This window comes from Candidatus Symbiopectobacterium endolongispinus, from assembly GCF_018777385.1.
GTDB lineage: Bacteria > Pseudomonadota > Gammaproteobacteria > Enterobacterales > Enterobacteriaceae > Symbiopectobacterium > Symbiopectobacterium endolongispinus.
Genome location: NZ_JAFJYB010000001.1, coordinates 1,072,086 through 1,098,190 on the forward strand (window position 1 = coordinate 1,072,086; position 26,105 = coordinate 1,098,190).

The following is a 26,105-nucleotide window of genomic DNA, read 5'->3' on the forward strand; positions in this document are numbered from 1 at the left end:
ATCTTGATAATGACGGATGATATCCGAGTCAGCCGCCTTTTGGCGGCTGATGTCAGTGGTTGTACTCATCGACTACTTGGCCAACTTTTGACTGAGGATAAACGGTGTGTCTGGAAGCGTGGTAAAGCGACGCACGATATCGTGGTAAGTTTGATCCGGATTTAACGTTACCAGCGCTTGCGGATAGGCAATTTTCGCCAGATATTCCATGCCGACAATGTTATACGGATGGTTATAGAAATGGTGATACACCCCGTAAACCTGACCGGCCTTAATCGCGGGAACCTGATCGATACCCGGTCGGCTTAGCAGCACATCAGCTTTGGTCTGAATATCCTCAGCGGTGGCGTTATAGCCGAAAGACAGAATTTTGTTGGCGCTGTTGCCGCGTTTGGAACCGGTCATGATGTAAGCATCCGGTTTTTCCGCAATCACTTTTTCCAGTGAGATAAAACCAGTGGCACCCGGCAGCAGATCGGCGGCGATATTGGTCACCACAACCGCTCTCAGCAAACCGCCCCAGCCGTTATCTTTATGGCTAAAGCAGCAGGCATCGCTGTTACCCGCGATAGGTTCGATAAACACGCGCGGTTTCGGCGTAATCGCTGCGGTTTTTTGCTGAATGTCTGCGGCGTGCTGACGGTAGAAGTCGGTATAGGCTTTAGCGTTCTCTTCACGGTTAAGCACCTTGCCGAGCAGATCGATGCTGTCTGCGGTGTTCTTGGCCGGATCGATTTCATAATCGACAAACAGCAATGGAATGTGCAGTTCGTTCAGCTTGTTAACGACGCCATTGCCTCCCAGTGACGTCTTGGCACGCAGTTGCGCCACCATCAAATCCGGTTTTTTCACCAGCACGCTTTCCAGCTCGATATCGCCTTTGTCACCAAAGCCAATATCAAGGATGTTTTCTGCGTCCGGCCATTTGCCCTTCAACAGGTTCCAGGTAGCGGTATCCTGTTTTTTCGGCAGGTTGTTCCACGCCACTAAACGCTGGAATGGATCGTCGCGATCCAGCAGAGCCAGCGCCATAATATCGCGCCCGTCTTGCAGCACCAGATGCTTCGGCTCTTGTTGCAGCGTAACGGTATTGCCCGCCATATCGGTGACAGTTAAAGGATATTGTGTGGCGTGGCTGAAAAACGGTGTGGCAAGGAGTGCGGTGAAAAACAGCGAGTTGATGGATTTCTTAAACATGGTGTCGTCCCGTTACCACCTGTCCTGATGAATTAGGCCTCCCCTAATACAAATTAGACAGATGTAATGCATTTGATAATCATTATCGTATTACCATACGCCAAAACTTAACAGGAACGCAATGTAAGGAAAAATATCAGATGTTGCCCCGCCCACCAACGGCGAACGGGACAAAGGACTGCCTTAGCGTTTCAGGGCTTCGCTAAGTTGTTCACGAATGGCTGCCAGAATGGACTTCACCACGCGCGGGTTGCCCGCCACCAGATTGCCAGAAGCGAGATAGTTGTGGCCGCCGACGAAGTCAGTCACGATACCGCCTGCTTCACGCACCAGCAGCTCGCCCCCAGCGAAATCCCAGGGTTTCAGGCCAATCTCGAAGAAACCGTCTACGCGGCCCGCAGCCACATAGGCCAGATCCAGCGCGGCAGAACCGGTGCGACGGAAGTCAGCGCAGGTGGTAAACAGGGCTGACACCATATTGATGTAAGAGGTCGCGTGCTGTTTCTGCTTGAAAGGAAAGCCGGTCGCCAGAATGGTGCCTTCCAGATCGCGCGCGTTGCCGCTGCGCAGACGATAGCCGTTCAGCTGTGCGCCCTGACCGCGCGTGGCGGTAAACAGCTCATTGCGCATCGGATCGTAAACCACAGCGACTTCAGTGCGGCCTTTAATACGCACTGCAATGGAAACAGCAAAATGGGGGAGACGTTTTACGAAGTTGGTAGTGCCATCCAGCGGATCGATAATCCATTGCACTGTGTCGTCTTCACCGACTACTTCGCCGCACTCTTCACCAATAATGGTGTGCTGGGGGTAGGATTTGCGAATCACCTCAATAATCAGGCGTTCGGCGTCGCGGTCAACGTTGGTAACTAAGTCGTTTGTGCCTTTTTGGCCCGCTTCAACGGCGTCAGGGGTTTCATAATTCTTGGCAATTAAATTACCGCCCTTGCGCGCAGCGCGCAGCGCGATGTTAAGCATCGGATGCATGGTATCGTCCACTAGGATGTTAAAGAACAGAAAGCGGGGCGTAGTATAGCAGGGGAAAGAGAAAATAGCGAAGTCTGTGATACACTAATCTTGTTTTTCACTCTTTTATCTTCTTTCTTACTGCCGAGTCAACATGTTAGAGAATATTCGTATCGTTCTGGTGGAAACCTCGCACACGGGCAACATGGGGTCCACCGCCAGAGCGATGAAAACCATGGGGTTAAAGAACCTCTATCTGGTGAACCCACTGATCAAACCGGATTCACAGGCGATCGCACTGGCCGCCGGTGCCAGCGATATTATTGGTAACGCTACGCTGGTCAATACCATGTATGAAGCGCTGGTTGGCTGCAACCTGGTGGTTGGCACCAGCGCGCGTTCCCGTTCGCTGCCTTGGCCAATGCTCGAACCGCGCGAATGTGGCGTGCGCAGTGCGCACGAAGCGCAGCACGCACCGGTGGCGCTGGTGTTTGGCCGCGAACGCGTGGGGTTAACCAACGATGAACTGCAAAAGTGCCACTATCACGTCTGCATTCCCGCCAATCCCGAGTACAGTTCGTTAAATCTTGCGATGGCAGTACAACTGATCGCTTATGAAGTGCGCGTTGCACATTTGGATTTGCAGGCGCAGGGAGCACCGCAGATTGCGGAAGAACCTTACCCGCTGGTTGACGATCTGGAACGCTTCTATACCCATCTGGAAGAAACGCTGCACCACACCGACTTTATTCGTAAGGCTCATCAGGGGCAGGTGATGCGCAAGCTGCGCCGTTTATTTACCCGCGCCCGCCCGGAAGAGCAGGAGTTAGCCATTCTGCGCGGCATTTTAAGCTCGGTACAAAAAAACCGGCATGACGGTCAGGAATAGAAAAGTAGCGAAGAAATACTTGAGTGAATTACTCGGTTAAATAGTTGACTAAAACACTCTGGAATGTCAGACTCAAAGGGTACTATGTAAGTACATACATTCACAGTGCATGTTTATAATAACCGTGTTCGATAATAAGCTGTTTTATCTACAGGCACCACTATTATGAGATTGACATCAAAAGGCCGTTATGCCGTTACCGCCATGCTTGATGTGGCGCTGCACTCCAAAGAAGGGCTGGTTCCTTTGGCGGATATTTCCGAGCGGCAGGGAATATCGCTGTCGTATCTGGAACAACTGTTCTCTCGCTTGCGCAAAAACGGACTGGTTTCCAGCGTCCGTGGTCCGGGCGGTGGTTACCTGCTGGGCAAAAACGCCAATGAAATCGCCGTTGGTGCCGTGATCTCTGCCGTAGACGAATCCGTCGATGCGACCCGTTGCCAGGGACGTGAAGGCTGCCAAGGTGGCGATCGCTGCCTGACGCACACGCTGTGGCGCGATCTCAGCAACCGTATCACCGATTTCTTGAACAATATCACGCTGGACGAACTGGTTAATAATCAGGAAGTGCTGGACGTGGCGGATCGTCAGGATGCTGACATTCGTCGTACCGCCAACGGACGTATTCAAGAAACCATTAATGTTAATCTGCGCGCCTGACAGTTCATCCTCGCAGGAATAATAAAAACAAAACGCATTGTACGTTTTGAAGTGATATACGGAGTTTATGAGCAATGAAGTTACCCATTTATCTAGACTATTCAGCCACGACGCCGGTTGACCCGCGCGTGGCTGAAAAAATGATGCAGTTTTTGACCCTGGACGGTACGTTTGGCAACCCGGCTTCCCGTTCTCACCGCTTTGGTTGGCAGGCGGAAGAGGCGGTGGATATCGCGCGTAACCAAATCGCCGATCTGGTGGGTGCCGATCCGCGTGAAATTGTGTTCACGTCCGGCGCGACCGAAGCCGACAACCTGGCTATCAAAGGTGCCGCCAACTTCTATCAGAAGAAAGGCAAGCACATCATTACCAGCAAGACCGAACATAAGGCCGTGCTGGATACCTGCCGTCAGTTAGAGCGTGAAGGCTTTGAGGTCACTTACCTCGCGCCGCAGCGTAACGGCATTATTGACCTGCACGAACTCGAAGCGGCAATGCGTGAAGACACCATTGTGGTTTCCATCATGCACGTGAACAACGAAATTGGTGTGGTACAAGACATTGCCGCTATCGGCGAGATGTGCCGCAGCCGTGGTATCGTGTTCCACGTTGATGCCACGCAGAGCGTGGGCAAACTGCCTATCGATCTCAGCAAGATCAAGGTCGATTTAATGTCTTTCTCTGGTCATAAAATCTATGGCCCGAAAGGCATCGGCGCGCTGTATGTGCGTCGTAAACCCCGTATCCGTATTGAAGCGCAAATGCACGGCGGCGGTCACGAGCGCGGTATGCGTTCCGGCACCTTGCCCGTGCACCAGATCGTCGGTATGGGCGAAGCGTACCGTATCGCCAAAGAAGAAATGGTGGCAGAAGTCGCTCGCCTGAGCGCACTGCGTTATCGCTTGTGGAACGGTATCAAGGATATTGAAGAAGTGTACCTTAACGGTGACCTGGAGCAGGGCGCGCCGAATATCCTGAACGTCAGCTTTAACTATGTTGAGGGTGAATCCCTGATCATGGCGCTGAAAGACCTGGCTGTCTCCTCTGGTTCTGCCTGTACCTCTGCGAGCCTGGAGCCATCCTATGTGCTGCGTGCGCTGGGCATGAATGATGAATTGGCGCACAGCTCGATCCGCTTTTCTCTCGGCCGTTTTACTACCGAGGAAGGGATCGACTACACCATCGATTTGGTCCAGAAATCCATCGGACGTCTGCGTGACCTTTCCCCGCTGTGGGAGATGTTCAAGCAGGGCGTGGATCTGACCACCATCGAATGGGCTCATCATTAATTCGCAGCACGGAGAACGTTAATCATGGCATACAGCGAAAAAGTTATCGATCATTACGAAAATCCGCGCAACGTCGGCTCCTTTGACAACGCCGATCCTTCGATTGGCAGCGGCATGGTGGGTGCACCGGCGTGTGGCGACGTAATGAAATTACAGATCAAAGTAAGCGACAACGGCATTATCGAAGACGCACGTTTCAAAACCTACGGTTGTGGCTCCGCCATTGCTTCCAGTTCGCTGATCACTGAATGGGTGAAAGGCAAGTCTCTGGACGAAGCCGAAGCGATCAAGAACACCCAGATCGCCGAGGAACTGGAACTGCCTCCGGTGAAAATTCACTGTTCTATTCTGGCGGAAGATGCGATCAAAGCAGCGATCGCGGATTACAAAAGCAAACGCACAGCGAAATAATCTGTCGGTGAACCGTGCTGCCCGGCGTGACCCAGTTGGGCAGAAGGCGTGCTAACGATATTGAGGTTGTTGTATGTCTATTTCTCTTAGCGATAGCGCAGCACAACGTGTCAGCGCTTTTATGGCAAATCGAGGCAAAGGCGTCGGTCTGCGCTTGGGTGTGCGGACGTCAGGTTGTTCTGGCATGGCTTATGTGCTTGAGTTTGTTGACGACCTTAACGACGACGATGTGGTGTTTGAGGATAAAGGGGTAAAGGTCATCATTGATGGCAAAAGCCTAGTTTATCTCGATGGCACGCAGTTGGATTTCGTCAAAGAAGGTCTGAACGAAGGATTCAAGTTCAATAATCCCAACGTTAACGGCGAATGCGGCTGCGGCGAAAGCTTTACGGTCTGATTCGTTTTGCCCGTGTTAACGGGAGCATGCTCGTGACGCATTGGCGCAGGGCGGCTACCAGTTAGCGCCAGAATGTCCGAGCGCACTATGGATTACTTTACGTTATTCGGGCTGCCGGTTCACTACGATGTGGATGGCAGCCTGCTCCTTTCTCGTTATCAGGAACTGCAACGCCAGTTCCATCCCGATCGTTTTGCCACGCAGCCCGAACGGGAGCGTCTGCTGGCTGTACAGCATGCGGCAACGGTTAATGATGCATACCAGTCGCTGAAACATCCGCTGAAACGCGCAGAATATATGTTATCGTTGCACGGTTTTGATCTGAGTAACGAGCAGCATACGATGCGCGATACTGCCTTTTTGATGGAGCAACTGGAGCTGCGCGAGCAGTTGGATGCGATTTCACATCAGGAAGAGGCTGAAGCCGCACTGGCCGATTTTGCTAACCAGTTAACCGCCATGACACGGCAGCGCACGGCGCAGATGCAGTCCGAATTGGCGCAGGCATCCTGGTCGGCGGCGGCCGATACGGTGCGTAAACTCCGCTTTTTGGATAAGCTGCAACAGCAGGTGGAACAACTCGAAGAACAACTGCTGGACCGCTAATCTGCGCAATGATGCACATAATCGAATAACGTTTTTTTTATTTCGTCGGCGCAACTGTGGCTCCGACAGCCAATTGGTGGAAGCTCAATATGGCCCTATTACAAATTAGTGAACCCGGCCTCAGCGCAGCACCACACCAGCGCCGTCTTGCCGTGGGTATTGATCTCGGCACCACCAATTCGCTGGTGGCAACGGTGCGCAGCGGAGAAGCACAGCCGCTGGCGGATGCCGAAGGGCGCGAACTGCTACCATCGGTGGTGCGCTATGATGCCGAAAGTATCGATGTCGGCTGGGCGGCACTGGCGCAGGCGGTAAACGATCCCGCCAACACCGTCAGTTCCGTTAAGCGACTGATGGGCCGTTCGCTGGCTGATATTCAGCAACGTTATCCCCATTTGCCGTACCATTTTCAGGCCAGTGACAACGGCTTGCCTGTGTTGCAAACGGCGGCGGGCAATAAAAACCCGATTCAGGTTTCTGCCGATATCCTCTCTGCGCTTGCGGTGCGTGCTGAAGCCACGCTGGGCGGCGTGCCGGATGGTGTAGTGATCACCGTTCCTGCCTATTTCGATGACGCCCAACGTCAAGGCACCAAAGACGCGGCGCGCCTGGCCGGGCTGCATGTGCTGCGTTTGCTCAATGAGCCGACGGCGGCAGCCATCGCTTACGGGCTGGATTCGGGTAAGGAAGGGGTGATTGCCGTCTACGATCTGGGCGGTGGCACCTTTGATATCTCCATCCTGCGTTTAATCCGTGGGGTGTTTGAAGTGCTGGCAACCGGTGGTGATTCTGCGCTCGGCGGTGACGATTTCGATCACCTGTTGGTGGAGTGGCTGCGCGAGCAGGGCGGCGTCGACGATCTTTCCGATGCGCGCGTGCAGCGTGAATTGATTGAAACGGCCTTGCATGCCAAGGTTGCGCTCAGCGCCGCGCCGTCAGTGACAGTACAGGTTGGCACCTGGCAGGGCGAACTGAGCCGCGAACAGTTCGATGCGCTTATCGAGCCGCTGGTGAAACGCACGCTGCTTTCCTGTCGTCGGGCGCTGAAAGACGCGGGCGTTCAGGCCGATGAGGTACAGGAAGTGGTGATGGTGGGCGGCTCGACCCGCGTGCCATTGGTGCGCACTCGCGTCGGCGATTTCTTTGGCCGCACGCCGTTGACCGCCATCGATCCGGATAAAGTGGTGGCGCTGGGTGCGGCCATTCAGGCGGATATTTTGTTGGGTAACAAGCCAGACAGCGAGATGTTGCTGCTGGATGTGATCCCGCTGTCGCTTGGTCTGGAAACCATGGGCGGTCTGGTCGAGAAAGTGATTCCGCGTAACACCACCATCCCGGTGGCGCGTGCGCAGGAGTTCACCACGTTTAAAGACGGTCAGACCGCCATGATGATCCACGTGCTGCAAGGTGAACGCGAACTGGTGCCGGATTGCCGCTCGTTGGCACGATTCTCGCTACGTGGCATTCCGCCGTTGCCCGCCGGTGGCGCGCATATTCGTGTTACCTTCCAGGTAGATGCGGATGGCCTGCTGAGCGTCACGGCAATGGAGAAATCCACGGGAGTGGAAGCCGCGATTCAGGTCAAACCGTCGTATGGGTTGAGCGATGATGAAATTGCCGCGATGATCACCGATTCGATGCAGAATGCGCAGAGTGACGTTGCTGCGCGCATGCTGGCAGAGCAGAAAGTCGAAGCTGCACGGGTGCTGGAAAGCGTGCAAAGCGCGCTGGCCGCCGATGCGGATTTGCTGAGCGCCGAAGAACAGGCGGCTATAGTTCAAGCGGTGTCGGCACTGCAACAGGCGAGTGCCGGTGATGACGTTGCGCAGATTGAAGCCGCAATAAAAACAGTAGATCAACAAACCCAGGGGTTCGCTGCGCGTCGTATGGATGCTTCCATTCGTCGGGCGCTGGCAGGACACTCTGTGGATGAGGTGTGAGCATGCCTAAGATAGTTTTTTTACCGCATCAGGATCTGTGTCCTGAAGGTGCGGTATTGGAAGCCAAAGTGGGTGAGACGATTCTGGACGTCGCCCTGCGCAATGGTATTGAAGTCGAACACGCCTGCGAGAAATCCTGCGCGTGCACCACTTGCCATTGCATTGTGCGCGAAGGGTTTGATTCTCTCGCGGAAAGCACAGAAGATGAAGACGACATGCTGGACAAATCCTGGGGGCTGGAGCCCGAAAGCCGTCTGGGCTGTCAGGCGCTTGTCGCGGGCGACGATCTGGTGGTTGAGATCCCGCGTTACACCATTAACCATGCCCGCGAGCATTAACAGGAGCTGAACATGGGATTGACCTGGACAGACAGCCGTGCCATTGGTGAAGCGCTGTATGACGCGTTTCCCGACACGGATCCGAAAACGGTGCGTTTTACCGACCTGCATCGCTGGATTTGCGAACTGGACGATTTTGATGACGCGCTGGAAGCGTCCAACGAAAAAATCCTGGAAGCAATACTGCTGGTGTGGTTAGACGAAGCAGAATGACAATTAGGGGCTGCCTGACGGGCGGCCCTTTTTTTCAGCACCATCACCCTGAATAATTCGAATTGAAACATGATGGGTATAGGCTGCTGTTGAAAATAATATCCACGGAGCTGATATGACAAGCGAAGCTATGCAGATTTCACTCTCCACCCAGCCTGCTGATGCACGCTGGGGAGAAAAAGCGTCGTTGAGCGCGAACGAACAGGGATTCACCATTCATCTGCCCGAAACGGAGGAGCTGGGCATCATTCAACGCGCAGCGCGCAAAATCGACGGGCAAGGTATCAAGCACGTCAAACTGGTGGGCGAAGGCTGGGATCTGGAAACCAGCTGGGCGTTCTGGCAAGGCTACCTCGTACCGAAAAAACGTACCGTCGAATGGGCACCGTTGGAAGAGGCACAGCGCAAGGAGCTGGATCTGCGCCTGAAAGTTGTTGATTGGGTCCGCGACACCATTAACCTGCCCGCTGAAGATTTGGGGCCAGAACAACTGGCAACGCGTTCGGTGGATTTGCTGCACGATGTGGGCGGCAACGCTGTTAGCTACCGCATCACCAAGGGTGAAGATCTGCGCGATCAAAACTATATCGGGCTGCATACGGTAGGGCGTGGTTCTGAACGTCAGCCAGTGTTGTTGGCGTTGGATTTTAACCCGATAGGTAACCAGGATGCGCCGGTGTTTGCTTGTCTGGTGGGCAAGGGCATCACCTTTGACAGCGGCGGCTACATCTTGAAGCCGAGTGGCTTTATGGATTCGATGAAATCCGATATGGGCGGCGCGGCGCTGGTTACCGGTGCGCTGGCGCTGGCAATTGCACAAGGGTTAACCCGTCGCGTAAAACTCTACCTGTGCTGTGCCGACAATATGGTGAGCGGTAATGCCTTCCGTCTCGGTGACATTTTGCGCTATCGCAACGGTAAAACCGTCGAAGTGATGAACACCGATGCAGAAGGGCGTCTGGTGCTGGCGGATGGCCTGATTGATGCCAGTGCGCAAGCGCCACAGTGGATTATCGACTGCGCCACGCTCACTGGTGCGGCCAAAACCGCGTTGGGTAACGACTATAACGCGCTGTTCAGCTTTGATGATGCCTTTGCTGAACGCCTGCTCACCAGCGCAAAACAGGAAAACGAACCGTTCTGGCGTTTGCCACTGGAAGAGTTTCACCGTTCACAACTGCCGTCCAGCTTTGCCGAACTGAATAACGTTGCTGGCGCGGCGCACAGCGCGGGTGCCAGCACGGCGGCGGCGTTCTTGTCGCATTTTGTCTCGTCCTACCAGAAAGGGTGGCTGCATATCGACTGTTCTGCCACCTACCGTAAAGGGGCTGTGGAGCAGTGGGCGACCGGAGCGACTGGTCTGGGCGTGCGTACGCTGGCCAATATGCTGCTGAGCGAAAGTGAATAAGGCGTGAGTGATAACAACCGTATGACATTTACCCCGCAAAACAAGTTGGAAGAGGTGCTTATGAAGGCGGCGACCGAGCCCGCCCATCGGCCTGAGTTTTTCACCGAACTGATGGACGCTACCGTCTATATCATTGGCGGCAGCAATGATGTGAGCGAACAGGGGGCCAGCACCCTGCCAGTGGGCAGCCAGGTTGAGATTCAGCATTGGGAAAAACCCGACGGCAGTACCGCTATTCCGTTTTTCTCGTCGCTGGAAGCCTTGCAGATGGCTATTTCAACGGAAGCCGCCTTTCTGGCGCTGCCAGCCCGCTCGCTGTTTGAATTAACGCAGGGGCAGACGTTGTTCCTTAACCCTAAACTCCCCTACGGCAAAGAGTTCCTGCCGCAAGAGGTGGAACACATGCTGGCGGGTGAAGGCAATGGCTTTGTGCAAAGCCGTGTGGTTGACGAGCCAGTAGAAGTGCATCTCAGCCAGCCGGAACCGTCGCCGGACCAAATGATCGATTCCCTGACGCAACTGCTTGCCAAGCATCGCCAGGTGCGCCGTGCGTGGGTAGTGCAGATCCAGGAAGGTGAAGCCGAACCCAATCTGCTGATCGGTCTGGAATTGGTCGATTTGGATGAAGTGGAGGCGGTTATCCAGGCGGTGGGCACGGTTGCCAGCGATACCGTCGTCGGCGATCAGCCGGTGGATATTTGTATCGTCGATAAGGATGAAAAGGGCGGCGTAAGCCACTATTTTCTGCACCACGCCACGCCGTTTTATGAACGTAAGTGGGGTAGCTTCCTGCGTGAGTTCAAACAAACGGGCAAAGCGTAATTTACCTTGTGCATCCCCTGTTCAGGGGATGCCATCTAGACCGTGTTGCCCGTGGTTGCCCGCAGCAGCAGTAAATCAATCAGCAACACCAAATTAGACTCAAACGAGCTAAACTCTCCCGCTTCGGCCGCAAAATGAATAGCGTCATCATGCAAGCGAAAATGCAAGTCTGCCACGTTGGCTAACGGATTAAACGATGCACGAGTGAAGGCGACCACGGTCATGCCGATGTTTCTGGCGATCTGCGCTTTTTCAACCACCTGCTAGGTTTCTCCACTGCGCGAGATAGCGATAAAGATGCGGTATTTGGGGGCATTGCTAAGAAAAATCCCTTTGCTGTCCCCCAGACCGGAGACAAACGCATCCTTACCCAATATTTGCAGCTTTTTCGCGAAGTACTCGGTAAACAGGTGGGAGAACCAGGCACCGTAAAGAAAAAAATGGCTATCGTGACGCAGGATATGGCAGAAGGCGCCCATCATCGCGGGCGTCACGTAGGTGAAGGTTTTTTCGTAATTGGCGACAAAATGGCGATAGGCTTCGGGGATGCCATTGTTGGCAACCGACGTGGGGGTTGCCGGAAACGAACGTGGTGTATCGGCGAGCAACTGCTTGCAGTGATAGATAAATTCGCTGTAGCCGCTAAACCCCATTTTTTGGCACAGGCGCATAATGGTTGCCGTCGAGACATAGGTTTGCTGCGCCAGTTCACGCACGGTGATCTTGCCGACCAGCGACGCGTGCTCGGCGATAAACACCAGCACGCGGTGTTCAGCACGTGTCAAATCTCTGCCGTGGTGAACCAGTGATGTCAGCCGGCTATCCATGATGCTGCTCCTGCGCGGCAATCAGCCTAATGCGATAGTAGGGGTATCATCACGGGCGCCACATTCGCTCCAGGCACCGTCATACAGCGTGACATTGGACACGCCCAGCTGCGCAAGCGCCAGGATCACCACTACGGCGGTGACGCCAGAGCCGCAACTGGCAACAATCGGGCGGCTGAAATCCAGGCCCGCTTTGTGCAGAATCGTCGCCAGCTCAGGGCTGGGTTTCAGGGTGCCATGTGTCACCAGGTCTCCCCACGGCACGTTCAGGCTGCCAGGAATATGGCCGCGATGCAGGCCGGGGCGCGGTTCATCCACTTCACCGCGAAAACGCGGGGCAGGGCGCGCATCGACGATTTGCGCCGAGCCGTCACGGCTGATCGCCAATATCTGTTACAGAGAGCGGATCGCGCCTTCAATTAACACGGCATTAAAATGTGCTGGCGTGGGGTGTACGTCTCCCTGCTCAATCGGATAACCCTGGGCTTTCCACTCCGCCAGCCAGCCAGAAAGAATCGCCACCTGACGAGCGCCGAAGTGGGTTAGCATCCACCAGGCACGCAGAGCGGAAAACAGGTTACCTTCATCATAAATTACCAGCGGTTGCTGGTCGCTGATGCCTAATTCACCCATCGCTTTGGCGAACGCTTCTGCGCTGGGCATCATGTGGGGCAATGCGGTGTTGGGATCGGACAGGGTTTCAATATCAAAAAAAACCGCGCCGGGCAGATACCCCGCACAGTATTCAGCATGGATATCCCGGCTGGTTTCACCCGGGGGTAACATGCGCGCATCGATCAGTGTGATGTCATCGGAAGCCGGATGCTCCGCGAGCCAGTCGGCAGAAACAAACAAACGGGAAGAAGAAGCTGACATATAAACCCCACGCATGGGCAGTGCGTGCTGCCCTGAGTGAAACAGTGGTAAATATTGTCAGCCATTTTTCCTTTTCCGACAAGCAGCTATTCGGATTTGCCTGCGTTCACCGCCACGCCGTCACGGTAGGCCTGTTTTAACTGCGGCCAATATTCCTGGTTTGCCGCGATCATCTCATCAAGGATCGCTTTGGCATGCTGCATGGTGGGCACGGTGCGATTGAGCGTAAATGCCTGCAATGCTTTCTCGTAGCTGCCTTCAATGGTCGCTTCCACCAATAACTGCTCGGATGCCAACTGTTGTTCCAGTAGCGCACGGTGGAACGTCGGCACATTGCCCATGCTAACCGGCTCCGGTCCGTTTGCCGTGATATACGCTGGTACTTCCACCATCGCATCATAGGGTAGATTGGCAATAGCCCCTTTGTTCTCAACGATCACCAGATGGCGCTGGCGCAGGTCGAACGCCAGTGAGCAGGCAACGTCGACAATAAATGCGCCGTGCACGCCAACGTGGAACGCGTCCGGCAAAATCCCGGTTTGTTTGTAGGTCGCGGCGGCGGCAAACAGTTTCTTCTCGCGCCCGTCTATTACTTCGTTGGCGCGAGTGTAGTTAGGGTCCTGGTGCGCGACGATCTCATTAGGCATCAGGTAGTACTGCAAATAAGGGTTCGGCACGTATTCTGGGAAGTGATCCATCACCGGTTTGATATTGCGCCAGGTTTTCACCCAGGATGGATTCGCATGTTGCGGATCGGTGTCTGCGGCATTGGCGGTTAGCAGGCCATAACGGGCGATGTGCTCGCGTAACTCCGGCAAACGATCTTCACCCTCGACCAGTACGCGGGTAAACCAGCCAAAGTGATTCAGGCCTAAGTAATCAACGGTAATTTCCTCGCGTTTTACACTCAGCACGGCGGCGATATTGCGCATCGCAGCCACCGGCATGTCGCAGATATTCAGTACCCGGGCATCAGGGCGCAGGCGGCGGATCCCTTCCGCGACAATGGCCGCCGGATTGGAGTAGTTAACAATCCAGGCATCTTTATGTGCAAAGCGCTCAACCAGATCGATCAGTTCAACCATCGGCAGGATGGTGCGCAAGCCGTAGGCCAATCCACCGGGGCCGCAGGTTTCCTGCCCGACTACACCGTGACGTAGCGGGATCTTCTCATCCTGCTCGCTCATTTTGTATTGTCCAACGCGCATCTGTGCAAACACAAAATGCGCACCAGAGAACGCCACTTCTGGATCGGTGGTGACACAGAAACGAATGCTGTCGCTGTGATCGCGAATCACCTTTTCGACCACCGGCGCGATGGTGTCCTGACGTTGATTGTCGATGTCGTACAAGCGGATTTCAGCCAGCGGGAAACCGCCAGGCGCACCATCAGGCTTTTCACGATGCCGGGGGTATAGGTACTGTCGCCACCGGCAATGGTCAGGATGAAAGGGGGGGGGGGTTGGTCATCGTCTGTCTCCTTTTAAAGCGCATTTTCTACGGCTTCACGAACGGTTTTTACATGCAGGCCATATACCACCTGGACATTGTTGCCCTGGCGGATAACGGCTTTGGCGCCAGTGGTTTTCAACTGCTGGTCATCAACCAGCGCTGTGTCTTTCACTGTCACCAGCAATCGGGTGTAGCAGTTGTCGACCACCTCAATATTGGGTTTGCCGCCCAGTCAGGCGATAACAGTGGCACCGTCGTGGACGTTGCTGCCTTTTTCCTGCGCTTTACTCTGATAGTCGGTTTTGGAGTAGAGCCGCGTCTCTTCTTCATTCGCTTCACGCCCGGGTGTCGGCATGTCGAAGTACAGGATCAGAGTGCGGAACACAAAGAAGTAGATCACCGACATGATCAGACCGACCGCGATGTACATCGGCCAGTTGGATTTGGCGATGCCCAGTGGCAGGTTATACAGCAGAAAATCGATCACGCCGTTAGCGCAAATGGCATGCACGCCAAGCAGCGAGAACAGCATCATTCCTAGCCCGGTCAACACCGCGTGCACCACAAACAGGAAGGAGAACTCCAGCGGCTCGGTGACGCCGAGCAGGAAAGAGGTAAAGGCAGCAGGAATCAGGATGGCCTTGGCGGCAATGCGTTTTTCTGGCTTAGCGGTGACATACATCGCCAGTGCCGCTGCGGTCAGGCCTAACATTTTACTGATTCCGCGCGCATCCCAGGCGACTGTTGGACTCAGTTGTGTGACGCTGGGGCAGGCCATTTCAGCGAAATAAATATTACGCGCACCATGATACAGCTTGCCGCACACATCGGCGGTTCCACCGAGTTCGGTATAAAGGAACGGGGTATAGACCAGATGATGCAACCCGGTCGGGATCAGAATACGTTCAAGGAAGCCGTAAATCGCTACCCCAAACGGTCTTGCGCCTTTAATCGCAAAGGTCAGTGCGCTAATACCGTGTTGGGCATAGGGCCAGACGGCGCTCATGACAAAGCCGAGCAATATCGCGCTGAGGATTGCCAGAATGGTGACAAAACAGTGGTCTGAGTAGATAGCCATCACGCCGTTAAACTGTTTGCTGGAATAACGGTTAAACAGATAACCGGCAAAGGCACCGATGAGGATACCGGCGAACACGCCCATTTCCAGCACTTGCACGCCCAGCACCATGCCTTGTCCGGCAGGACGCATCTCTACAGCATCCACCAGTTTGCCATGAAGTTGTAGCGTAATGTTCATTGCGTTGATGAAAATGATAAAGGTCACTAACCCGATCAGGTCGGCATAGCCTTTGTCACGCGTGGCAAGGCCAATGGGTATGCCGACGGCAAACACCAGCGCCAGGTTGGCCAGGATGGCAACGGCGGATTTGGCGATCAGTTGACCAAAATTCTGAATAATGGGATGGTGCGGCAAAGGTAGATATTCGGCCAGGTTGCCGTTACCGAACACATTACCAAACGCGATAAATAACCCGACGATTGGCAGGATCAGCACCGGACCGTACAGCGATTTGCCGAAATTCTGCAACGCATTAACGGCTCTTTTCATTTTTTGCCCTCTTCGTGGCTATTGTTAAGGGTAACGTCTGTCAGGTGTCACCTGATAAGGTGTAGCGTACGGGTAAAGACTAGCAGTGAATTGCGCGGTGAGTCTGGTTATCTTATTGTTTTAAAAGCAAATCGCTCAAAAGGTAACAAATTACTCTGGGAACTGTGATCGCACAGCGATTGCCATGACGCGGGTATTTGCCCACCCGTGTTGCGATGTGTGCAATGACGAGACAAAAAGATACGATTTTTTTAAGAAAATGTTATATAAGCCGATAGGCAAGGGAATGTTGCCACCCTATAATCGGCGCCACTTTCACTGACTGGTATGATAATTCTTTTAATCCGATCGTTATTAGCGTGTGACATAATGAGGTCAATATGACGGTAGAACGTACCTTTTCCATCGTAAAACCCAATGCCGTAGCCAAGAATGCCATAGGTGCTATTTATGCGCGTTTTGAAAGCGCCGGATTCACGCTGGTGGCTGTCAAAATGGTGCAATTAACCCGTGCGCAGGCGGAAGGTTTCTATGCCGAGCACCAAGGCAAGCCGTTTTTTGATGGCCTGGTGGATTTCATGACCTCTGGCCCGATCATGGTGCAGGTGTTAGAAGGGGAAAACGCCATTCAGCGTAACCGTGACATCATGGGCGCGACGAATCCGGCGAATGCGCTGGCAGGTACACTGCGCGCTGACTACGCAGACAGTTTTACCGAAAATGCGGTACACGGCTCCGATTCTCCGGAATCTGCTGCACGTGAGATCGCTTATTTTTTCAGTGCTGAAGAGATCTGCCCGCGCCTGCGTTAATCCGGTGCGGCGGTTTTTCTCGCATCAAGCGTAAAAAAACGCGACGGCGGTACCATCGCTGTTTTAAACTTTGTACAATGCCGCGCCCCGGATGAGCACGCACTGTTTGTCCGGGGCGTTTCTTATTCATATTATCGTCATCTGTCGCGCCACAACGTGTAATAACGAGGCCAAGAGTTACCATTATGAGCATGTCCCAATCTCCGTCTTTAGCGGAAAGCACCACCCTGTCTGCCGCCACCTGTTCCTCCACTGCTACCGATGCTGCACCTGTCGTGAAAACCGACGGCGAAAAGATCAATCTGTTGGATTTGAATCGCCAGCAAATGCGCGCTTTTTTTGCCTCAATTGGTGAAAAGCCTTTCCGCGCCGATCAGGTGATGAAGTGGATGTATCACTACTGTAGCGATGATTTCGCCGAAATGACGGACATCAACAAGGTGCTGCGTCAGAAGTTACAGCAGATCGCCGAGATCCGTGCGCCGGAAGTGGTCGCTGAACAACGTTCTTCGGATGGCACCATCAAATGGGCGATTCTGGTCGGTGGGCAACGGGTCGAAACCGTGTACATCCCGGAAGAAGATCGTGCCACGCTCTGCGTCTCCTCGCAGGTGGGCTGCGCCCTTGAATGCAAGTTTTGTTCGACCGCGCAGCAGTGGTTCAACCGCAACCTGCGCGTATCGGAAATTATTGGCCAGGTGTGGCGTGCCGCGAAAATCATCGGTGCTCAGAAAGTCACCGGTCAGCGCCCAATCACCAACGTGGTGATGATGGGCATGGGTGAGCCGTTGCTGAACTTGAACAACGTGGTGCCCGCCATGGAGATCATGCTGGATGATTTCGGTTTTGGTTTATCCAAACGCCGCGTGACGCTTTCTACCTCTGGTGTAGTACCGGCGCTGGATAAATTGGGTGATATGATCGATGTTGCTTTGGCGATATCGCTGCACGCGCCGACGGATGATATCCGTAATGAAATCATGCCCATCAACAAAAAGTATGACATCGCGACCTTTTTAGCCGCTGTGCGTCGCTATCTGGAGAAGTCCAATGCCAATCAGGGGCGCGTTACGGTGGAATACGTGCTGCTGGATCACATCAATGATGGCACAGAACATGCGCATCAGCTTGCCGAGTGTTTAAAAGATACCCCCTGCAAGATTAACCTGATTCCCTGGAACCCTTTCCCGTGGGGCGCCCTATGGTCGCGTCGCAGTTCCAACAGCCGCGTAGATCGTTTCTCCAAAGTGCTGATGGAGTATGGTTTTACCACCATAGTGCGTAAGACGCGCGGTGACGATATTTATGCGGCGTGTGGTCAATTGGCTGGCGAAGTGGTCGATCGTACCAAGCGTACGCTGCGCACCAAACGCACGGGTGAACCAATTCAGGTTAAAGCAGTCTAATGCCTTAATGTGCTTGGCGAAATGGCATTTGGCATCGAATCAGGGTGTTAAACGCCTTTCATCGGCATATGATGGCGTCCGCGTAGCTAGCATGTATTGGCTGAATACGTGCTGGTGTTTACCGCGTTAACGACAATGCGGGATGCGACAGCGAGCGGACAGGGAATCTGTTTTTTAGCGGAGGGTCAGGATGACACCTCGTATTCAGCAAGATTATGTACAACGTCAAGAGTATGTACAGCGTCGTGTTTTATTCGCGCTCGGCATCGTAGTGCCACTGTTGAGTGGGTGTGCCAAGGTGCAGCGCCCGTCGGCGACTGAAGCGTTGGTCACTACGCGGTTGCAACTGGGTATGGCATACCTGAAACGAGACGATCTTGACGCGGCGCGGCGCAACTTGTCGAGTGCCGTTGAGGCCGCTCCAGACGATTACCGTACCCAACTGGGTATGGCATTGTACGAACAGCGCATTGGCGAATACGGTGCGGCAGAACGGCGTTATCAAACCGCGTTGCGTCAGGCACCGGAAAATGCCAGCGTAATGAATAATTACGGTGCGTTTCTCTGTAGTTTAGGGCAGTATGTAGCGGCGCAGAAACAGTTTAGCGCTGCGGCACAACATCCTGATTATCGGGAAGTTGTGCCGGCTTTGGAAAACGCGGGATACTGCCATTTCAAAGAGGGAAAATGTGATGAGGCACGCACATTGTTAGTTCTGGCGCCACACTATGACCCGACAAAAGGCGACAGGGTGCTCAGTGAAGTGGGGCATCGACTGACTGCCCAACACTTTAACGAAGCCAGGCACCTTTTGGATATTTATCACCATAGCCTTCCAGCCAGAGCTGAGAGTCTGTGGTTAGAGATTCGTTTCGCCGCGTTGGCGGGCCGTGATGATGAGCGTAAAGGCTGGCGCGAAGTTTTCCACACTCTAAACAGTACCAGCAGTTCTTAGCTAATGAATACTGAAGCCACTCTAAAAAATACCACCCCTGCCACTCCTGGCGAGCGTCTTCGTCAGGCGCGTGAGCATATGGGATTGACACAGCAAACTGTCGCTGAACGTTTATGCCTCAAAGTGACCACCGTGCGAGAGATCGAAGAGGGCAGCACCTCTCCTGATTTAGCACCTACCTTTTTGCGCGGTTATATCCGCTCTTATGCCAAGCTGGTGCATTTGCCGGAAAGCGAACTGCTGCCCGCGTTGGATAAACACGTGGTGCCGAGAATCGCCAACGTGGCGTCAATGCAAGGCTTTGCCTTAGGAAAAAGCCGTAAGAAACGCGATGGCTGGTTGATGACTTTTACCTGGCTGGTGGTGCTTATCGTGCTAGGGTTAACCGGTGCCTGGTGGTGGCAGAATTATCAGGTGCAGCAGCAAGAGATCAGCTCTATGGTCGAGCATGCTGCGGCTAACACGCCGGAAGAGGCTGAGAGTCAAACTGCGGTTCCGCTCGCCACGACCGGCTCACAGACTATCGATTTGACGCAGATTGCGCCGGCCGCGCCGGAAGGTGCAAACACCACCGCGAATTCAGCGTCGGTGAATTCGCCTGCTGCAAATGCAGCAACGACCACGGGTGCGCCGGTGACGCCAGCGCAGGCAGGTAATGGGCATCAGCCTGTTGCACCGGTTACCATGCCCCATTCTACTGCTACAGAGTCCGCTGCTTCACAGAGCGCAACGCCTGTCAGTGACAACGGCAATACCATTGCCATGACCTTCAGCGCCGATTGCTGGCTGGAAGTGATCGATGCGGCAGGCAAAAAACTCTACAGCGGCGTGCAGCGCAGCGGCAGTGTGTTAAACCTGAGCGGTCAGGCGCCTTATCGCTTGAAGATCGGCGCACCGGCAGCAGTGCAAATTCAGTATCAAGGTAAACCGGTGGATTTGAGCCGGTTTGTAAGAAGCAACCAGATTGTTCGTCTGACACTGGCAGCGGAGTAATTTCCGGTGCCGGTGATGCTGTAAATGTGGAGAAGAAGTAATGCATAACCCTGCACCCATCGTCCGTCGCAAATCAACGCGCATTTACGTCGGCAAGGTGCCTGTTGGTGACGGCGCACCGATTGCCGTGCAGTCGATGACTAACACCCGAACCACCGATGTGGACGCCACTGTAAAACAGATCAAGTCCCTTGAACGCGTTGGCGTGGATATTGTTCGCGTCTCCGTGCCTACCATGGACGCAGCGGAAGCGTTTAAGCTGATCAAACAGCAGGTTAACGTTCCGCTGGTGGCCGATATCCACTTTGACTACCGTATCGCGCTGAAAGTGGCGGAGTACGGCGTAGACTGCCTGCGTATCAATCCCGGCAATATCGGCAACGAAGAGCGTATTCGCTCGGTGGTCGATTGCGCGCGCGATAAAAACATTCCGATTCGCATCGGGGTCAACGGCGGTTCGCTGGAAAAGGATCTTCAGGAAAAATACGGTGAACCCACGCCAGAAGCGCTGTTGGAATCTGCAATGCGCCACGTGGACATCCTCGATCGCCTCAACTTCGATCAGTTCAAGGTGAGTGTGAAAGCGTCGGATGTGTTTCTGGCCGTGCAGTCTTACCGTTTACTGGCGGCGCGTATCGATCAGCCGCTGCATCTGGGGATTACAGAAGCGGGCGGCGCACGCAGCGGTGCGGTCAAATCGGCTATCGGCTTAGGGCTGCTGCTGTCGGAAGGCATTGGCGACACGCTGCGTATTTCGCTGGCGGCCGATCCGGTTGAAGAAGTCAAAGTCGGCTTTGATATCCTGAAATCGCTGCGTATTCGCGCGCGTGGTATCAATTTCATCGCGTGCCCTACCTGCTCTCGCCAGGAATTCGATGTTATCGGCACGGTCAACGCGCTGGAACAGCGTCTGGAAGATATCATTACGCCGATGGACGTTTCCATTATCGGTTGCGTGGTCAACGGGCCTGGCGAAGCGCTGGTCTCAACGCTGAGTGTGACCGGCGGTAACAAGAAAAGCGGCTTTTATGAAGATGGCGTGCGCCAGAGAGAGCGCTTTGACAACGACGACATGATTGACCAACTGGAAGCGAAAATTCGCGCCAAAGCGGCGATGCTGGATGAAAATAAACGCATCACGGTCAATGTGGTGGACAAATAATCAGCCTCGCATCGTCAGTGACTGTTAAACCAGGCGGTGGCTTTAACGTTGAACAGAGCACATTGAACCCCCTATAATCGGATCCATTGGAAAAACGATTTTAAAACGCATAGAGAACTGACGTGGCAAAAAATATCCAAGCCATACGCGGCATGAATGATTATCTGCCTGCTGAAACGGCCTTATGGCAGCGTATCGAAGATAGCCTGAAAAAAGTACTCCACAGTTACGGTTACAGTGAAATCCGTCTGCCCATCGTTGAACATACGCCGTTGTTTAAACGGGCGATTGGCGAAGTGACCGATGTGGTTGAAAAAGAGATGTACACCTTTGACGACCGTAACGGCGATAGCCTCTCACTGCGCCCTGAAGGGACCGCAGGCTGCGTACGTGCCGGTATTGAACACGGTATCCTTTATAATCAGGAGCAGCGCCTGTGGTATATGGGGCCGATGTTCCGTCACGAACGTCCGCAAAAAGGGCGCTACCGTCAATTCCATCAGTTAGGCTGTGAAGTGTTTGGTCTGCAAGGGCCGGATATTGATGCCGAACTGATCCTGCTCAGTGCGCGCTGGTGGCGCGAACTGGGTATCGCCGAACACGTGGCGCTGGAACTGAACTCCATCGGTTCGCTGGAAGCACGGGCGCGCTACCGTGATGCGTTGATCGCGTTTCTGGAACAACACAAAGATCAGTTGGATGAAGATTGCTTGCGTCGCATGTACACCAACCCGCTGCGCGTATTGGATTCCAAAAACGCGCAGGTGCAGGCACTTCTCAATGATGCGCCGGTGTTGACGGACTATCTGGATGACGAATCTCGCCAACACTTTGAGCAACTGGGTGAACTTTTAACGCAAGCGGGTATCCCATTTACGGTGAATCCGCGGTTGGTGCGTGGTATGGATTATTACAACCGCACTGTGTTCGAGTGGGTCACCACCAGTCTGGGTTCGCAGGGCACGGTGTGCGCGGGCGGCCGTTATGACGGCATGGTAGAACAGCTCGGTGGGCATGCCACACCTGCTGTCGGTTTTGCCATGGGGCTGGAGCGTTTGGTGCTGTTAGTGCAGTCGGTTAACCCTGATTTCACCGCACTGCCTGGCGTTGAGGTGTATCTGATTTCCTCTGGCGTTGGCACGCAGTCAGCGGCCATGCAACTGGCTGAAACACTGCGTGATGCGCTGCCTGAGCTGAAACTGATGACCAACTATGGCGGCGGAAATTTCAAGAAACAGTTTGCTCGCGCGGATAAATGGGGCGCTCGTATTGCGCTGGTGCTGGGCGAGAACGAAGTGGCTTCCGGTCAGGTGGTGGTGAAAAATCTGAGCAGCGGCGAGCAGGATACATTGGCGCAGGTGGACGTTGCCGCGCGTCTGGCAACGTTACTGGGTTGAGGAGAGAGACACCGTGGAAGTCTATACCACTGAGAATGAGCAAGTTGATGCGTTGCGCCGCTTTTTGATTGAAAACGGTAAAGTGTTGGTGGTGTGGATTGTGCTCGGTATCGGTGCCCTGGTCGGGTGGCGTTACTGGCAGAATCATCAGTCTGAAGGGGCCATGTCTTCCTCGTTAGCTTACCAGCAGGCCAGTGAAGCATTGGCGAAAGGTGATGCGGCGGGCGTTTCGGCGGCGGAAAAATTCTCGGCTGAGAATAAGAGCAGCTATGGCGTGTTGTCTTCCTTGCAACTGGCGCGCTATCACGCCGATAAAGGGGAGTTCGCTCAGGCGGAAGCCCAATTGCGCACAGCGTTGACGCAAACCAAAGATGTCGATCTGCAAGCATTGACCGCGCTGCGTTTGGCGCGCGTTCAGGTGCAGCAGGGTAAAGCCGATGACGCATTGAAAACGCTGGATACCATCACACAGGCGGGATGGGCTGCTATGGTGGCGGATGTGCGCGGCGATGCCTTGGTGAGCAAAGGCGATAACGCGGCTGCACGTGCGGCATACGATAAAGGGGTCGCGGCGAATCCGCCACGGGCATTGCAGGCGTTGCTGCGTATGAAATTAAATAATCTGCCGGGCTAAGAGGAACGTCATGCAATGCGTAAAACACTTGTGGTTGGAATGCTTTCTCTGGCTTTTTTGAGCGGATGTTCGCTGTTTAGCGGTGAAGAAGACGTGGTAACCATGTCGCCGCTGCCCAAGGTTGAGAATCAGTTTACGCCAACCAAAGTTTGGAGCAGTTCTGTGGGGAGCGGTCTTGACGGGCACTACTCCAATTTGCGTCCAGCCTGGCAGGGCGATCGCGTTTTTGCTGCCGACCGTAAAGGTCTGGTGAAGGCGATGGACTTGGCGAACGACAAAGAGCTGTGGCGTGCCGATCTGTCTACCAAACGTGGGCTGCTCTCGTCGCGTGAATCCGCGCTGCTTTCCGGCGGTGTGACGGTTTCTGGCGATCGTGTCTATGTCGGCAGTGAGCGCGCAGAGGTGTTTGCGCTTAATGCGGCAGACGGTACCCTTGCATGGCAAGCCACGGCAGCTGGTGAAGTATTATCACGTCCGGTGGTGAGTGATGGCGTGGTGCTGGTGCACACTAGCAACGGTATGCTGCAAGCGCTAAATGAAAGTGACGGTACCATTAAATGGACCGTAAACCTGGATATCCCGACGCTGTCGATGCGCGGTGAATCTGCGCCTGCAACCGCGTTTGGTGCTGCTATTGTCGGCGGTGACAATGGTCGTGTAAATGCAGTGCTGATCAACCAAGGGCAACTGATTTGGCAGCAGCGCATTTCTCAACCGAGCGGTGCGACCGAAATCGATCGTTTGAACGATGTGGATACGACGCCGGTGGTGGCTGGTGAGCTGGTGTATGCGCTCGGCTATAACGGCAACATGACGGCGCTCGATCTGCGCTCTGGCCAGATAGTGTGGAAACGCGAACTGGGCAGCGTGCAGGATTTTGTCATCGATGGCGATCGTATCTACGTCGTGGATCAAAACGATCGCGTGGTCGCTCTCAGCACCAATGGCGGCGTGAATCTGTGGCGACAAAGCGATCTGCTGCACCGTAACCTGACCGGACCAGCGCTGTATAATGGCTATCTGGTGATGGGGGACTCCGAAGGTTATCTGCACTGGATCAATACTGCGGATGGTCGTTTCGTGGCGCAGCATAAAGTGGACAGTTCCGGTTTCCTAAGCGACCCGGTGGTGGCTAGCGACAAGCTGTTGATTCAGGCCAAGAACGGCGACGTATACGCGTTTACCCGCTAGAGAACAGAATGTATCTGGGCTGCACCGCGCAGACGGGGTGAGCCTTGAAACGGCTCCTGAATGCATCAGGGGCCGTTTCGTCTTTTAAATGTCAGCGAGTCGATTTACTGTAACATATTGAAATATAATAAATGAGGTTGTGAAATGATACCTGTCGTCGCGCTCGTTGGGCGCCCGAATGTGGGGAAATCTACCCTGTTTAACCGCCTGACGCGTACCCGTGACGCCCTGGTGGCGGATTTTCCTGGGCTGACGCGTGACCGTAAATACGGCCGGGCGGAAGTTGAAGGGCAGGAGTTCATTATCATTGATACCGGTGGTATCGACGGTTCGGAAGAGGGCGTGGAAACCCGTATGGCAGGGCAGTCGCTGCTCGCCATTGAAGAAGCGGATATCGTGCTGTTTATGGTGGATGCGCGCGCCGGCCTGATGCCTGCCGATCTGGGCATCGCACAGCATTTGCGCAGCCGCGAGAAAGCCACCTTCCTGGTCGCCAACAAAATTGATGGCGTGGATGCGGATATCGCGATGGCGGATTTCTATTCGCTGGGGCTGGGTGAGGTCTATCCCATGGCAGCTTCCCACGGGCGCGGTGTTACCTCGTTGCTGGAAAACGTGTTGCTGCCTTACGCCAAGCAGGAAGATGAACCGGTTGAACTGACGGAAGAAGAGGCTAACGCTGCCTATTGGGCGGAACAGTTGGGCGAAAATACCGATGAGCCAGAGGACACCGAAGATGACTTCGATCCGGAAAGTATGCCCATTAAACTGGCTATCGTCGGTCGCCCCAATGTGGGCAAATCCACTCTGACCAACCGTATTCTGGGCGAAGACCGTGTGGTGGTGTATGACATGCCGGGCACCACCCGCGACAGCATTTACATTCCGATGGAGCGCGATGGCCGCGAGTATGTGCTGATCGACACCGCTGGCGTACGTAAACGTGGCAAGGTCACGGAAACCGTCGAAAAATTCTCGGTGATCAAAACGCTGCAAGCGATTGAAGATGCCAACGTGGTACTGCTGGTTATCGATGCGCGCGACGGCATTTCCGATAAGGATCTCTCGCTGTTGGGCTTTATTCTTAATGCGGGACGTTCGCTGGTTATCGCGGTGAACAAATGGGATGGGCTGTCGCAAGAGATCAAAGAGCAGGTGAAAGACATGCTCGACTTACGTCTCGGGTTCATCGATTTTGCGCGCGTGCATTTTATCTCTGCGCTGCATGGCAGCGGCGTCGGTAACTTGTTTGAGTCGGTGCACGAAGCGTATACCTGCGCTACCAAGCGTGTGAACACCTCACTGTTGACGCGTATCATGCGGGTGGCCGTTGACGATCACCAGCCGCCGCTGGTTCAGGGCCGCCGCGTGAAGCTGAAATACGCTCACGCCGGGGGGTACAACCCGCCGATTGTGGTGATCCACGGCAATCAGGTCAAAGATCTGCCGGATTCCTACAAACGCTATCTGATGAACTACTACCGTCGTTCGCTGAACGTCATGGGCACGCCGATTCGCATTCAGTTCAAAGAGGGGGAAAACCCCTTTGCCGAGAAGCGCAATACCCTCACGCCCAATCAGTTGCGTAAGCGTAAGCGCTTGATGCAGCACATCAAGAAAGGCAAGTAATCAGAATGGGGCGGAATCGATGATCCGCCCCATTCTGATTATGGCCTTTGAATCAGCAATGGCCG

21 protein-coding genes and 5 pseudogenes are annotated in these 26,105 nt (G+C 54.3%); 20 read left to right on the plus strand and 6 right to left on the minus strand.

Going from position 1 to position 26,105, the window contains the following annotated elements; genetic code table 11:
* Window positions 1-72: 72 nt before the first annotated feature.
* Complete coding sequence (locus JZM30_RS05420; protein WP_252317834.1) at window positions 73-1,197, minus strand: ABC transporter substrate-binding protein; 1,125 nt, start codon at window positions 1,195-1,197, stop codon at window positions 73-75.
* 183 nt (window positions 1,198-1,380) lie between these two features.
* Window positions 1,381-2,184 carry an inositol-1-monophosphatase gene (suhB, locus tag JZM30_RS05425; RefSeq protein ID WP_252317835.1) on the minus strand — a complete coding sequence of 268 codons (804 nt, stop codon included), beginning with the start codon at window positions 2,182-2,184 and terminating at the stop codon, window positions 1,381-1,383.
* A 133-nt stretch (window positions 2,185-2,317) separates the two neighbouring features.
* Between suhB and trmJ the strand changes: the two genes are divergently transcribed.
* From trmJ to sseB, 11 genes are all read left to right on the plus strand, one after another.
* Window positions 2,318-3,052 carry a tRNA (cytosine(32)/uridine(32)-2'-O)-methyltransferase TrmJ gene (gene trmJ / locus JZM30_RS05430; RefSeq protein ID WP_252317836.1) on the plus strand — a complete coding sequence of 245 codons (735 nt, stop codon included), beginning with the start codon at window positions 2,318-2,320 and terminating at the stop codon, window positions 3,050-3,052.
* Window positions 3,053-3,217: 165 nt separating this feature from the next.
* The gene (gene iscR / locus JZM30_RS05435) at window positions 3,218-3,712 is read left to right on the plus strand and encodes a Fe-S cluster assembly transcriptional regulator IscR (protein WP_252317837.1); all 495 of its coding nucleotides are present in this window, start codon (window positions 3,218-3,220) and stop codon (window positions 3,710-3,712) included.
* A gap of 74 nt (window positions 3,713-3,786) precedes the next feature.
* Complete coding sequence (locus JZM30_RS05440) at window positions 3,787-5,001, plus strand: IscS subfamily cysteine desulfurase (protein ID WP_252317838.1); 1,215 nt, start codon at window positions 3,787-3,789, stop codon at window positions 4,999-5,001.
* A 24-nt stretch (window positions 5,002-5,025) separates the two neighbouring features.
* The gene (gene iscU, locus JZM30_RS05445; RefSeq protein ID WP_195315164.1) at window positions 5,026-5,412 is read left to right on the plus strand and encodes a Fe-S cluster assembly scaffold IscU; all 387 of its coding nucleotides are present in this window, start codon (window positions 5,026-5,028) and stop codon (window positions 5,410-5,412) included.
* Window positions 5,413-5,485: 73 nt separating this feature from the next.
* Entirely contained in the window at window positions 5,486-5,809 is a 324-nt protein-coding gene (iscA, locus tag JZM30_RS05450; protein WP_196905571.1) for an iron-sulfur cluster assembly protein IscA, read from the plus strand.
* Window positions 5,810-5,896: 87 nt separating this feature from the next.
* Complete coding sequence (gene hscB, locus JZM30_RS05455) at window positions 5,897-6,415, plus strand: co-chaperone HscB (RefSeq protein ID WP_252318006.1); 519 nt, start codon at window positions 5,897-5,899, stop codon at window positions 6,413-6,415.
* Between the two features lie 89 nt (window positions 6,416-6,504).
* Window positions 6,505-8,355 (plus strand): Fe-S protein assembly chaperone HscA, encoded by a 1,851-nt coding sequence (gene hscA, locus JZM30_RS05460; RefSeq protein WP_252317839.1) that lies wholly within the window; start codon window positions 6,505-6,507, stop codon window positions 8,353-8,355.
* A gap of 2 nt (window positions 8,356-8,357) precedes the next feature.
* Window positions 8,358-8,693, plus strand: coding sequence for an ISC system 2Fe-2S type ferredoxin (fdx, locus tag JZM30_RS05465; RefSeq protein WP_252317840.1), 336 nt, complete (start codon window positions 8,358-8,360; stop codon window positions 8,691-8,693).
* A gap of 12 nt (window positions 8,694-8,705) precedes the next feature.
* Window positions 8,706-8,906, plus strand: a complete 201-nt coding sequence (gene iscX, locus JZM30_RS05470; RefSeq protein WP_252317841.1) for a Fe-S cluster assembly protein IscX — start codon at window positions 8,706-8,708, stop codon at window positions 8,904-8,906.
* Window positions 8,907-9,021: 115 nt separating this feature from the next.
* Complete coding sequence (gene pepB / locus JZM30_RS05475) at window positions 9,022-10,314, plus strand: aminopeptidase PepB (RefSeq protein WP_252317842.1); 1,293 nt, start codon at window positions 9,022-9,024, stop codon at window positions 10,312-10,314.
* A 21-nt stretch (window positions 10,315-10,335) separates the two neighbouring features.
* Window positions 10,336-11,136, plus strand: a complete 801-nt coding sequence (gene sseB, locus JZM30_RS05480; protein WP_252318007.1) for an enhanced serine sensitivity protein SseB — start codon at window positions 10,336-10,338, stop codon at window positions 11,134-11,136.
* Window positions 11,137-11,171: 35 nt separating this feature from the next.
* On the opposite strand, the pseudogene JZM30_RS05485 reads toward sseB, so the two are convergent.
* The 4 pseudogenes from JZM30_RS05485 to JZM30_RS05500 all read right to left on the minus strand — a co-directional run bounded on the left by JZM30_RS05485 (window position 11,172) and on the right by JZM30_RS05500 (window position 15,861).
* A pseudogene (locus JZM30_RS05485) lies at window positions 11,172-11,963 on the minus strand (MurR/RpiR family transcriptional regulator).
* A gap of 21 nt (window positions 11,964-11,984) precedes the next feature.
* Window positions 11,985-12,839: pseudogene (gene sseA / locus JZM30_RS05490) on the minus strand (3-mercaptopyruvate sulfurtransferase).
* Between the two features lie 86 nt (window positions 12,840-12,925).
* Window positions 12,926-14,286: pseudogene (locus JZM30_RS05495) on the minus strand (6-phospho-alpha-glucosidase).
* Window positions 14,287-14,322: 36 nt separating this feature from the next.
* Window positions 14,323-15,861, minus strand: a pseudogene (locus JZM30_RS05500) (PTS transporter subunit EIIC).
* 380 nt (window positions 15,862-16,241) lie between these two features.
* Here JZM30_RS05500 and ndk point away from each other — a divergent pair.
* The 9 genes and pseudogenes from ndk (at window position 16,242) to der (ending at window position 26,040) form a co-directional block, all read left to right on the plus strand.
* Complete coding sequence (gene ndk, locus JZM30_RS05505; protein ID WP_252317843.1) at window positions 16,242-16,673, plus strand: nucleoside-diphosphate kinase; 432 nt, start codon at window positions 16,242-16,244, stop codon at window positions 16,671-16,673.
* A 191-nt stretch (window positions 16,674-16,864) separates the two neighbouring features.
* On the plus strand, window positions 16,865-18,079 hold the full coding sequence (gene rlmN, locus JZM30_RS05510; protein WP_252318008.1) for a dual-specificity RNA methyltransferase RlmN: 1,215 nt from the start codon (window positions 16,865-16,867) through the stop codon (window positions 18,077-18,079).
* Window positions 18,080-18,269: 190 nt separating this feature from the next.
* Window positions 18,270-19,048: pseudogene (gene pilW, locus JZM30_RS05515) on the plus strand (type IV pilus biogenesis/stability protein PilW).
* Window positions 19,038-20,027, plus strand: a complete 990-nt coding sequence (rodZ, locus tag JZM30_RS05520; RefSeq protein WP_252317844.1) for a cytoskeleton protein RodZ — start codon at window positions 19,038-19,040, stop codon at window positions 20,025-20,027. Before pilW ends, rodZ begins: the two are co-directional and overlap by 11 nt.
* A gap of 40 nt (window positions 20,028-20,067) precedes the next feature.
* Window positions 20,068-21,189: a flavodoxin-dependent (E)-4-hydroxy-3-methylbut-2-enyl-diphosphate synthase gene (ispG, locus tag JZM30_RS05525; RefSeq protein WP_252317845.1), complete on the plus strand. Its 1,122-nt coding sequence runs from the start codon at window positions 20,068-20,070 to the stop codon at window positions 21,187-21,189.
* A 122-nt stretch (window positions 21,190-21,311) separates the two neighbouring features.
* Entirely contained in the window at window positions 21,312-22,586 is a 1,275-nt protein-coding gene (hisS, locus tag JZM30_RS05530; protein ID WP_252317846.1) for a histidine--tRNA ligase, read from the plus strand.
* A gap of 13 nt (window positions 22,587-22,599) precedes the next feature.
* Complete coding sequence (locus JZM30_RS05535) at window positions 22,600-23,220, plus strand: YfgM family protein (protein WP_252317847.1); 621 nt, start codon at window positions 22,600-22,602, stop codon at window positions 23,218-23,220.
* Between the two features lie 15 nt (window positions 23,221-23,235).
* The gene (bamB, locus tag JZM30_RS05540; protein WP_252317848.1) at window positions 23,236-24,411 is read left to right on the plus strand and encodes an outer membrane protein assembly factor BamB; all 1,176 of its coding nucleotides are present in this window, start codon (window positions 23,236-23,238) and stop codon (window positions 24,409-24,411) included.
* 144 nt (window positions 24,412-24,555) lie between these two features.
* Complete coding sequence (gene der, locus JZM30_RS05545) at window positions 24,556-26,040, plus strand: ribosome biogenesis GTPase Der (protein WP_252317849.1); 1,485 nt, start codon at window positions 24,556-24,558, stop codon at window positions 26,038-26,040.
* The last annotated feature ends 65 nt before the right edge of the window (window positions 26,041-26,105 follow it).